This is a genomic window from Pseudomonas sp. W2Aug9 (genome assembly GCF_023127755.1).
GTDB classification, from domain to species: Bacteria; Pseudomonadota; Gammaproteobacteria; order Pseudomonadales; family Pseudomonadaceae; genus Aquipseudomonas; species Aquipseudomonas synxantha_A.
Window position 1 is genome coordinate 591,225 of the sequence record NZ_SPKL01000010.1, and the last position, 11,011, is coordinate 602,235.

The following is an 11,011-nucleotide window of genomic DNA, read 5'->3' on the forward strand; positions in this document are numbered from 1 at the left end:
CAGTGGGCTTGTTGACCAGTAACGCCTGGCTTACTGAGGGGAAACTTCGGTTTTTGGTTTACCGAAGTGCCATTCGTAGACCACGAACTTGAAGTCCTTCAGGTCGCCCTTGGCGTCGAAGCTCAGGTCGCCGGTAGGGGTCTTGAAGGTGCCGGCGTGGATGGCTTCAGCCACTTTGGCGGTGTCTTCGCTCTTCGCGGCAGCGATACCGCCGGCGATGACTTCAACCGCGGAGTACGCCGGGAACACGAACGGACCGGTTGGGTCCTGCTTGTTCTTGGTGAACTCTTCAACGATGGCTTTGTTGGCAGGGTCGGTGTCGAAGGATTTCGGCAGGGTCACCAGCAGGCCTTCGGAAGCGCCCTGGGCGATTTGCGAGATGGAGTCGTTGCCGACACCTTCTGGGCCCATGAACTTGGCGTTCAGGCCTTTTTCCTTGGCCTGGCGCAGGATCAGGCCCAGCTCAGGGTGGTAGCCGCCGTAGTAGACGAAGTCGACGTTGGCTTGCTTGAGTTTCTGGATGATCGAGGAGAAGTCCTTGTCGCCGGCGTTCAAGCCTTCGAAGACGGCAACCTTGGTGCCTTTTTCTTCGAGGGTCTTTTTCACGGCGGTAGCGATGCCTTCACCGTACTGCTGTTTGTCGTGCAGTACCGCAACGATTTTCGGTTTCACGTGGTCGGCGATGTAGTTGCCGGCTGCCGGGCCTTGTGCGCTGTCCAGACCAATGGTGCGGAAAATCAGCTTGTAGCCACGGGAAGTGATTTCAGGGCTGGTGGCAGCCGGGGTAATCATGATGACGCCTTCGTCTTCATAAATATCCGACGCTGGCTGAGTGGAGCTGGAGCAGAGGTGACCGACTACGAACTTGACACCGTCATTGACCACTTTGTTGGCTACGGCGACCGCTTGTTTTGGATCGCAAGCGTCGTCGTATTCCTTGGCTTCAAGCATTTTGCCATCCACGCCGCCCTTGGCGTTGATGTCCTTGATGGCTTGCTTGGCACCCATGAATTGCATGTCGCCGTATTGCGTTACCGGACCGGTCTTGGGACCGGCGATGCCGATCTTGATGGTGTCGGCTGCGAACGAATGGCCGGCAACCCCAGCCAGGACCATAGCGGCAAACAGTTTGGAAATCTGCTTAGTAGCCTTATTCATAGTGCTCCACTCTTACTGTTGTATTTTTTATAGTTCTAGCGGCCTTGTGAGCTGCAGAACCGGATCAGATATCGCGGATATCCCCCCGGTATTGCCCTGGCAACTGTACCGGTACAGTGTAGAGCGCCGGTTGATCAATTGAAAAGCTGGCAACGGGGGGCAAAACCTGAGCGTGTCGCTTAAATGAAAGAAAAAGACAGAATTGCGGCGGGCTTACACCCGTTTTCAAGGTGTTCCCTGGCTTTCCCGGCCCTTTCAATCGCTACCTCATTTGCTACTGGGTTTTTCTGCCTGAGTCAGAAGGCTATGATTGCGCCGATTTTTTACTCAGGTGAACTCCCATGACGCAAGAACCTAGCACCCTCTATGCCAAGCTGCTCGGTGAAACCGCTGAAATTTCCTGGAAGGAGCTTGAGCCGTTCTTCGCCAAGGGTGCCCTATTGTGGGTCGATGCCGGACTGGATTTGATCGAAGCGGCCGAGGGAATGGCTGAAGACAACCGTGATAAAGTCGCCGCCTGGCTGGCTTCAGGGAGCCTTGGCGAAGTGTCTGCAACGCGGGCATTGGACTTGGTGGAGCGTGATCCAAGCCTGTGGGCGGTGGTGGTCTCGCCTTGGATTCTGATCCAGGAAAGGGCGTTGCCCTAAGGGCGAGCACCGAGTTGGGGCGCCCATTGGCGACAGATAAAGTGTGTAGCCGAGTAGCGTGATGGCTCTTTGCCGTAGAGAAACGTCACACGTAAGGGTGACGTTAACGTCATGGGCACAGTTGTGTGACTGTCGCCAGCTCAGTTTAATTGTTACTGAGTACAACTGAATCGCCGTCGTAAGTATGTGATGCCTACTCGAACTGACAGCAACGTAATTTTGAGCCCTGAACTATTCAATTTTCAGCAAGGGCTCAACTATGCAACTGGCATCACGTTTGTCTTCCACCCCCTCTGCAAGCCTTTGGGCTACGCAGGATAATGACTACAAGGCGCACTACCGGAATCAACTCGAAGGCATCGATAAAAAGCTTCAGGTTCTGCGTGCGCGGCCGAGCTTTTCATCGTTTGTAAACGAGCGAGTGAATGCCATATTCCCCTCGACCGCCAAGCCTTTGGACGCCTCTCGGGTGTTCATTAAAAGCGATTCGAGTGACGCGGCGGTCGAGCAGGATTCCGATCAGCCGACCCGGCTACTCCCCAGCTTGATGGATGCCGTGGTGAGGCGAGTTGTCGATAATCAACCCGCCGCGTATGCCAATCGCCGTACACGCTTTACCTTCGATCGAGACGAGGCGGCCGACCGGGGGTTGCCATCGTCGCTTACCCCAGCGGCATTTGACGCTTTCCTGGATGATCTTGCCGGTTCACTGAAGACCACCTACAAAACTTGCCTGGACGCGTTCTGGAATAAGGCAGTGACCACAGCAAACCCGCGCTCGCACAAGCAATACGTGGGTTTAGCGCGCAGTTTGCAAATCAGCCTGGAAGCGACGTTGCTCAGGGGGGACGGAACGCTGAACTCTAATGGCTTGCTGCTGGTTGAGGCGTTTGTGGCGTATCCCGATGCTGTGGCGCGACAAACAAGACCCCACCGGCCTGTCGGCTACTCCCTGGCGCTGAAGGGCACAACTGCGGACATGCCCTTGCATGGGGCGTTGGTGCTGACGTCCCGGGACCCGTCTGATCCGCCATCAGCTAACAACACCTCACCCGCGACCCCTGTCGCTCGCCGTGTCGAGCCCGGTGCCAGGGTGGGCATTGTGGTGTTGTTCACACCCAATCGAGGGCTGGAGGCATTCCCTTCGTTGGCGCTTCTGGATCAGGAGCTGCATCGTCGTTTAAACACCGACTACGAGTTCGATAGCCTGTTTACACTGCTGGCAAACAAAGATTGTGAACCTGCAACAACCCAGCGTGACACAGCCTGCGCCACGGGGTGCTTTGCCTATGAGGAAATCTTCGAATCGGTCTTCAGCGCCAGTGTCGCGTCGCAATACGAAAAGCTGATCGAAGACTTCGCATTCGAGGTAAGCCGTTATCAGCAACGGGGGGTAGGCGACGACTTCAGCCAATTGCCGGCCAGCTTGAATTTGGCTACGGACATGCAGCGGCTCTTCGGCGTAAGTGATGTTCTGCTTGCTCGTGAAACAAAGCGCTCCAAGGCTGAGCTCGATCAATTTTTAAGCACCGCATCAGAAACAGATAAAGAGGCCTGGGCGACGGCGGTGCGCGACTACTTGCGTGAGCTGCAACGTACCGATACGGGGGAAGGCGTGCCCTCGGTTTTACAGTTTGGTGACCACCAGGCATTACTGGGTTATAGCAATGAAAAATTGACGCAGGCGCTGGAGGACCAATATGGCATCACCACGGACCCCTCCGATATCAAGGTCACTATTCGTCGGCCAAACCCTGCGCCGGGCATCTACTTCCCCGGTGCCAGGCCTAACCCGCAAACCGGCCAGTCCCACTATTCCACTCAAATAAAAAGCCTGGCCGAGTTGGCGTTGGTCAATGTCGATTACCTTGATGAGGTGTTCGTAACCAAGTCCCGCTTGAGCCTCTACGGCGAACCCTATACGCAGTTGACCACCCAGCAAGTCAAGGACCTAGTGCGTGACGTGGATATCGGCGGCTCCTACATTGAGTTTCTCAACACGCGTTTACTGACATCCAGCGAGGCTCGTTTACTCAAGCAGGACTTCGTCAATGTGATGCACAAACAGCTCAGGGTCGATGCCATTGAGGCCAAGATCGCCAAGGATTATTTAACGCACCCGCAAGATCGTGGTTATCTGTTGGTTAAAAGCGTGCTCGATCAACCCACCGACAACGGTCAGCGGGCAATGGTCGAGGGTTATAACGCCGTGGTGGCGGCGCTCTATGTACGTGACATTCTCGTAAGGGGCGTGTTGGCTTTCATCTCGAGAAACCCAAAGATCTACACTGTGGTGCTTTACACCCCGCGAGCCAAAGACGGTCGGGCATTTCGTGAATTCACCGGCATGATGCAACTGCTTGAGCAATTCATCAATGATGAGGCATGGCGTGAATACCTGTTTGAAAGAATGGACGGTGATGCGTTACCGAGGCTGCGCAACACGTTCAAAAGGGGGATTTTTCGCAGCGAGGTCTCGTTATCGCCCATCAGTCTGAACTTTCTCGAGTGGTCCTACGACGTCGAAGCTCGTGCCGCCATCGCCCACGCGGATCGCAAGACCACCAGCACCCATGAGTCGAATGTACGTAGCGTCTGGACCGTTGTTGAAGGGCTGGTGGAATTGGCACTGGCGGTTTTTCCGATCAAAATCACCTTTGTCATCGGCTTGGTGCGCAGCGCAATGTCGCTGAGTGCTGCCCTGGATGCGTTGCAAAATGATGACTCTGTCGGAGCGGCACATGAGTTTGTGAGGGCTTTCACGTATGCAGTCGGAGCCCTGGTTGATGGCGCCGTGGGCTTTGCTCCGATACGTCTCACCCCGCCTGTACGCCCGCGATTACCCCACAGCATGGCCCTCAAGGCTGCGCCGAAAGATGTGACTCCTCTGTCCGGATGGGAAAGCAAAGGGATCTACACCCGCCCGGGAAAAGGCTCGACGCCAGGGCAGCATTTTCTCAAGGAGAAGGACCACTGGTACAAGGTCACCTTTGATGAAACCTCGGGGACCGGCACCTGGCGCCTGCAAAGGCCTCGTCAAACGGCTGAATATCAGTATCACCTGCCGCCCCTTGCTCAGAACACTTTGAATGAGTGGGTCATACGCTCGCCTGAGTATGGTTTGAGAGGCGGCTTTTACTCGCGCATGGCGCGTGATGACCTGACCAGGCTCTACCCCGACCTGGATGCGCAGCAGGCTGCCAGGGTGCTGGATTCATTTGATTTCCCCGCGGGCCGTGAAAGGGCTATGGAACTTCGTTTCGTCCGGCGTTTGGGAGACGGCTCGTCGCAGTGGAACGCCATCGGTTTACGGGATATTCCCCCTGAATTTCGTCAGTACCTTAATTCGGTAACGACCCTTGATCAGGTCAGGCTACGGTTGCAAGGTATTGATCAAGCAGCGTACTCGGTTCCTGTTGCCATGCCTGTGGCGCGTCCGAGTGTCATTGTGACCCGCCAGTGGAAATCCTGGGGCCAGCAAATTCAAGCCGGGTTGTTGAAACAAGTGCAGGACACCTACGATGTTTTTGAGTACAAACCCGTTTTCACGGAGGGGGCAGGTTGGTCTCAGGTTGAAGGTACCTTCATTAAGTTAGATGATCGTTTTTATCGGACCACCTTTGATGTGCGCTGGTACGACAAGATAGTCGGTGTTCGAAACCCGAACATTTCGTATAACGATTTTGATAGTTTCGAGTTGATGTTGCGAAACAATCCTGGCGAACAGCCTATGATCGCAACCTACAACCCCAGTACGAAGGCCTGGCACGTCCTGGAGCGGCGGCCTTTTGAAAAGACAATTGCTGCTTACGTTCAGGACGCGTTTCCAGAAATGACATCTACCAGCCAAACTCAAGTTGCCAGGGCTGTGTTCAATCTCTACCAGAAGGATTTCAAGTTCGTGGACATGCTACGTGTATGGCGCACGGGCCAATCGCAAGTAAGTGACCCTCTGTCACTGCTCGGGTTGACTCGCCCTACGAGAGGCGCGAATCGCAGATTGCCTATCGGGCGAGCTCATAAGGGGACTCAACCAACAGTCTGGCGCCGCTTGGATTTCGAGCCTGACAGTTTTCATCCTTATTACCATCAAGCCGTCACTCGCCAGGGACCGGTCACACTCCGGGCGCTTATGGTCGAAGTCATGAGCAGGGTCGCACGTGCTGAGTTTCTTGATTCGACAGCAGACGGTACTGCGCTTTTGTTCAGGCGGGTCGGGGACGATACGCTGTATTGTCTGCATCCCGTGGACGTGACAGAGCCTTTCATCACAGGACGGGTGGAGAGATTCGGCGTACCTCAAGGTTACTTCAGCTTCACTAACAGGAGCGAACTCGTCAGTTCAGCGCTGAGAGAGAACAAACTGATAAATTTGGTCGGAGGGGTTCAGCACAATCGGCACGGGGTACAGCCTCCTCAACTGTTCATTATAAAGTTGGACGCTTCTCTCTCCTGAATAACGGCGCGATTGTTTGGTCTTGATGCCGCGAGGGTCAAACAGATACGAGATGAATCATCTTCCAGTCGGGGGGATGGTCAGCGGGCGCTGCTCATGGGGCGACAAGACGTCGCAGGTCTGGGGGCGTTCTCAATTAGTTTCCCCGCCGCGCCGGGTCTGCTGTTGTGCAGGGCAAGGCGCGAGAAGCAATGATGGCTAAGGCCAAAGCTTCGGCGTCAGCGAATTGGCCTGACGATGGCCGGCGGGCCGATACGGCCTGCGGCGGGTTCTTTGGGGGCAGCGGCCTCTTTATTGCCTTCCACGCTGAAGGGGTAGAGCGGATTGCGCATCGCAATGCCTTGCATCACACCGATGATGTCGTTGAACGGCACCGCCGGGCTGAGCAGGTAACCCTGGATGAAGTCACAGTCGTGCTTGAGCAATAGCTCAAACTGCGCCTGGGTTTCCACGCCTTCGGTCACCACCTGCAAGTGCAGGGTGTGGGCCATGCCGATAATCGCCTGGACGATTTCGCTGTCTGCGGTGGATTTGGGGATGTCCTGGATAAACGAACGATCAATCTTCAAGGTGTTAAGCGGCAGGCGCTTGAGATAGGCCAGGGATGAGTAGCCGGTGCCGAAATCATCGATCGCCAGGGAGACCCCCAGGGCGCGGATTTGCCGCAACAGCGCCAGGGTGCTGCTGATATTGCCCATCAGCGCATTTTCGGTGACTTCCAGCTCCAGGCGGTTGGCCGCCACGCCGGCAAAGCGCAGGGCGTCTTCGATTTCATCGGCCAGCTCGTCCCGCGCCAGGTTCAGGGCCGAGCAGTTCACGGCCATGGTCAGCTCGGTGTAGCCCCGGTCAGACAACAGGCTCAGATCGTGACAGGCCTGGCGCAATACCCAGTGGTCCAACTCGGCGATCAGCCCATTGTTCTCGGCGATCCCGATAAACCGGTCCGGGGCCAGCAACCCATGCTGGGGGTGTTGCCAGCGCACCAGTGCCTCAAGGCGCGTGACCTTGCCCAGTTTCATGTCGAAGATTGGTTGATAGAACAACACCAGTTCGGTGCCTGCGCGCAATGCGGCACGAAGCTCCTCTTCCAGTTGCAGTTCCAGGGAGGCGCGGGTTTTCAGGTTGGAACTGAAGAAGTTCAGGCTGTTGCGCCCGGTGTCCTTGGATTGGTACAACGCCAGGTCGGCGGTCTTCAGCAGTTCTTCGCAGGTTTGGCCATCGTCGGGGAAAAGGCTGATACCGATGCTGGTAGTCATCACCATGCGGCGGCCGGCCAGTTCGATGGGTTCTTTCATTTTCTGCATGATGCGCTGGGCCATGTGCCGCGCTTCGTCGCGGTGATGGATATTGATCAGGATGCAGAACTCATCGCCGCCAAACCGTGCGACCACATCCTCACGGCTACGTATCGAGCCTTTGATACACCCCGCCAGCACCGTGAGCAACTGGTCGCCAGCGTCATGGCCGAGGCTGTCATTGATACGCTTGAAGTGGTCAATGTCGAGGAAAATCACCGCCATCATGCCTTGGCTTCGGGTTTTTTCTGCAACTTTCTCCGCGAAGATCTGATTGAAACCACGGCGGTTGAGCAGGTTGGTCAACGCGTCAAAATGGGCCACTTGTTGCAGTGAGGCACGGGCCTGATCGAGTTCGCTGAGCAGCGCGTTGACGCGTCGCAGGTCACGTTCCTTGTGCTGCAGTTTTTTGTCTGCCAGGGCTGCGCTGACACCGCTGCCGATCACCAAGAGGGTAATCACCGCCACCGACAGGCCCAGTTGAATCGGATTGTTGTCCACCGGCAATGACAGGTCCGCGCCGCTGGGTACCAACATTTGCATGGCCGCCATGCCGGTGAAGTGCATGCTCAGGATCCCCGCGCCAAGAACCAGGCTGGCGGCGTACTTGAGCAGTTGGTGAAACACCCCGGCACCGTTGCGCAGGTAACTGGACAGCAGCAACGCCGCCAGGCTGGCAACGATGGCAATCGCCACCGAGGCCATGAACAACCGCGATTCAAAGTACACCTGCGCCTGGGAGCGCATCGCCGCCATGCCCACGTAATGCATCAGCGCGATGCCCAGCCCCATCCATACCGAAGCCAGCAGGTATTGGTGCAAACGCAGATGGGCATGACTGAGGGTTTTCATGGCGAACAGCGAGGCGATCAGGGCGATCAACAGCGAGGCAAACGTCGTGAGCAATTCGTAATGAATGGCGATTGGGGCCTGGAAGGCCAGCATACTGATGAAATGGGTCGACCAGATCCCGCCCGCCAGGCAGCCCGCACCCAGCCAGCGCCAGTGGCGGCGGGCGGTGGGGTCTTCTACATGGCCGACGCGTTCGGCCATGTCCAGGGTGCCGAACCCCGCTGCGCAGGCAACCAGGTACGCCAGTAGCACCAGAAAGGGGTTATGACTGCAATTGAGCAATAAATGCCCGCTGTCTGGAAGGTCGGTGAAAAAATACTGGCCCAGCCATTCCATAGCGTATCCCGTCATAGAGCCACGTCACTGCCAGAGGCGATGACCTACCATGTCGAGTATAGAAGCCTCATGGGATTTGCCATGGGTAATGGCATTTTGATCTCAATTAATTTGTCATGCTGTGCATAGCGTTTGGTGCTAAGCGCTGATGGGCAGGTCCAGTTCAAACGGCGGAGCTTGCAAAGGGGCCAGGCCGAAGGCAGCACGGGCAGCATCGCAATCAACGTTCTGCACACCCTGGCTCCAGGAAGCATCGAACTCGCGACACGGGCTCGAACGTTGTGCATAGATCGAGCAACTGGTGCTTTTGCCCACTTCGCCCTCAAGGCTGCAACAGCGCGCAGGCTTTTGATCGGTGCCGATCATTGCCACCCGGGTCGGGTTGATCTGCACCACCAGATCATCGGGCACCGTGCCCCCGGATGAGGCGCACTCACCCCAAAAGAAAGACACGCGAAAGTGTGAACAGCAGGCACCGCAATTCAGACACGGACTGGCTTCGGACATGGGCGTCATCAATAAGAAAGTAGGTTGGGGGTGTTACAGGAAGGCTCGCCATTCTATCCGTGCCATGGCCGTTGGGAAGGGGGGCGCGCACTTATATTTTTGTGGGACAAATCCCCGTGTTACCGGGTGAAATCATGCCCTATCAGCTTTACGAATCATTACAGACAACCCCGCCTCAGCTGACTATGTTGCAGGTACCGGGCAGGATGCATCGGGCATCGTAGCGCTCATAACAATAAAAGAGACGGACCCATGCAGAACTCGACCCAAGCGGCGAATGCCTGGCGCATTCTGTTCCTGCTGTTCCTGGCCAATCTGTTCAACTTTTTCGATCGCACCATCCCCGCGATCATCATCGAGCCGATCCGCATGGAATGGCACCTGAGCGACTTTCAGCTCGGTATCATCGGCACCGCCTTTACCATCGTCTACGCCATTGCCGGGCTGCCGCTCGGGCGACTGGCCGACACCGGCTCGCGCAGCAAATTGATGGGCTGGGGCCTGTTCGCATGGAGCGGGCTGACGGCGGTCAATGGCATGGTCGGGAGTTTCTGGACCTTCCTGCTGGTGCGCATGGGCATCGGCATCGGGGAAGCCAGCTATGCGCCGGCCGCCAATTCATTGATCGGCGACCTGTTCCCCGCCCACCGCCGCGCGCGGGCCATGGGGATTTTCATGCTTGGCCTGCCGTTGGGGCTGCTGCTGGCGTTTTTCACCATTGGCGCGATGGTCAAGGCGTTTGATAGCTGGCGTGCCCCATTCTTTATCGCCGCCGTGCCCGGAATGATCCTGGCGGTGTTCATGTTCTATATCAAAGAGCCTAAACGCGGCGCGGCGGAAACCGTGCAAGTGTCCCAGGAGCGTGTCGACCGCCCGATCCGCCGCGTACTGGCGGTGCCGACCTTCCTGTGGCTGGTGCTGGCCGGGTTGTGCTTTAACTTTGCCACGTATGCGTGCAACTCGTTCCTGGTGCCGATGCTGCAACGCTATTTCCTCCTGCCATTGCAGGACGCGGCCGTCGCCACCGGTGTGATCGTCGGCTTGACCGGTCTGGTGGGCTTGACCCTGGGTGGCTGGATTGCCGACAAGATCCATCAGCGGGTCGCCAACGGCCGTCTGCTGTTTGCCGCGTGCAGCTTGATCATCTCCACGGTGACTACCGCCTGGGCCTTGCATGCCGGGCGTATCGAAATTGGCGTGTTTGTCGCGCTGTTCAGTGTGGGCTGGCTGTTTGCCTACAATTTCTATACCTGCGTGTACACCGCGATCCAGGACGTGGTCGAACCGCGCCTGCGCGCTACGGCCATGGCGCTATTCTTTGCAGGCCTGTATTTGCTCGGCGGTGGCATGGGGCCGGTGGTGGTCGGGGCGCTGTCCGATCACTTTGCCCATTCGGCAATGTATGCGGCCGGGGCAGAGCAAATGACTGAGGCGTATAAAGCCGTGGGGTTGCATGACGCCATGTACCTGATTCCGGTGGCGCTGTTCTTGACCATGCTGTTTCTGTTTCAGGCCTCGCGCAGTTTTGTGCGTGATGCCAAGCGCATGAAGGATGGGTTGAGTGCGGTTGAGGTGCCGACGGCTGCCGCTACAGCTTGAGACCGAGTACATATCCATTCCTGCGGTAACGGCTGCTATTGGTTCCGCTTTTACAGCGGGTCACTTTTGGAAAAGAGCCCCAAAAGTAACCAAAAAGGCTCTTGCCCCACCACTCGGCACCTCGCCTGGGCTCGGTGTGCCCGTAATCCGCCATGGATTTG

The 11,011-nt window shown here is 56.9% G+C and carries 6 protein-coding genes; 3 read left to right on the plus strand and 3 right to left on the minus strand.

All coding sequences use genetic code 11. The features are described from left to right. Positions 1-30: 30 nt before the first annotated feature. On the minus strand, positions 31-1,158 hold the full coding sequence (locus tag E3O56_RS09550) for a branched-chain amino acid ABC transporter substrate-binding protein (RefSeq protein ID WP_032877333.1): 1,128 nt from the start codon (positions 1,156-1,158) through the stop codon (positions 31-33). 341 nt (positions 1,159-1,499) lie between these two features. On the opposite strand from E3O56_RS09550, the gene E3O56_RS09555 reads away from it, so the two are divergent. Together E3O56_RS09555 and E3O56_RS09560 are read left to right on the plus strand one after the other, a co-directional pair. Then, positions 1,500-1,805 carry a DUF2288 domain-containing protein gene (locus E3O56_RS09555; RefSeq protein WP_103733469.1) on the plus strand — a complete coding sequence of 102 codons (306 nt, stop codon included), beginning with the start codon at positions 1,500-1,502 and terminating at the stop codon, positions 1,803-1,805. 259 nt (positions 1,806-2,064) lie between these two features. Continuing rightward, positions 2,065-6,261, plus strand: coding sequence for a DUF6543 domain-containing protein (locus E3O56_RS09560; protein ID WP_248128131.1), 4,197 nt, complete (start codon positions 2,065-2,067; stop codon positions 6,259-6,261). Positions 6,262-6,479: 218 nt separating this feature from the next. On the opposite strand, the gene E3O56_RS09565 is transcribed toward E3O56_RS09560, so the two are convergent. Both E3O56_RS09565 and E3O56_RS09570 read right to left on the minus strand, forming a co-directional pair. Then, positions 6,480-8,744: a bifunctional diguanylate cyclase/phosphodiesterase gene (locus E3O56_RS09565; RefSeq protein ID WP_248128224.1), complete on the minus strand. Its 2,265-nt coding sequence runs from the start codon at positions 8,742-8,744 to the stop codon at positions 6,480-6,482. A 138-nt stretch (positions 8,745-8,882) separates the two neighbouring features. Next, the gene (locus tag E3O56_RS09570; RefSeq protein WP_032803342.1) at positions 8,883-9,251 is read right to left on the minus strand and encodes a YkgJ family cysteine cluster protein; all 369 of its coding nucleotides are present in this window, start codon (positions 9,249-9,251) and stop codon (positions 8,883-8,885) included. Between the two features lie 252 nt (positions 9,252-9,503). Here E3O56_RS09570 and E3O56_RS09575 point away from each other — a divergent pair, with 252 nt between their 5' ends. Continuing rightward, the gene (locus E3O56_RS09575; RefSeq protein ID WP_103733472.1) at positions 9,504-10,850 is read left to right on the plus strand and encodes an MFS transporter; all 1,347 of its coding nucleotides are present in this window, start codon (positions 9,504-9,506) and stop codon (positions 10,848-10,850) included. Positions 10,851-11,011: the final 161 nt, after the last annotated feature.

What these genes read in the sequence shown, in the direction of transcription:
- E3O56_RS09560 (WP_248128131.1), top strand. Translation starts at nt 2,065, where the DNA reads ATGCAACTGGCATCACGTTTGTCTTCCACCCCCTCTGCAAGCCTTTGG.
- E3O56_RS09570 (WP_032803342.1), bottom strand. Translation starts at nt 9,251, where the DNA reads ATGTCCGAAGCCAGTCCGTGTCTGAATTGCGGTGCCTGCTGTTCACAC.
- E3O56_RS09565 (WP_248128224.1), bottom strand. Translation starts at nt 8,744, where the DNA reads ATGGAATGGCTGGGCCAGTATTTTTTCACCGACCTTCCAGACAGCGGG.
- E3O56_RS09555 (WP_103733469.1), top strand. Translation starts at nt 1,500, where the DNA reads ATGACGCAAGAACCTAGCACCCTCTATGCCAAGCTGCTCGGTGAAACC.
- E3O56_RS09575 (WP_103733472.1), top strand. Translation starts at nt 9,504, where the DNA reads ATGCAGAACTCGACCCAAGCGGCGAATGCCTGGCGCATTCTGTTCCTG.
- E3O56_RS09550 (WP_032877333.1), bottom strand. Translation starts at nt 1,158, where the DNA reads ATGAATAAGGCTACTAAGCAGATTTCCAAACTGTTTGCCGCTATGGTC.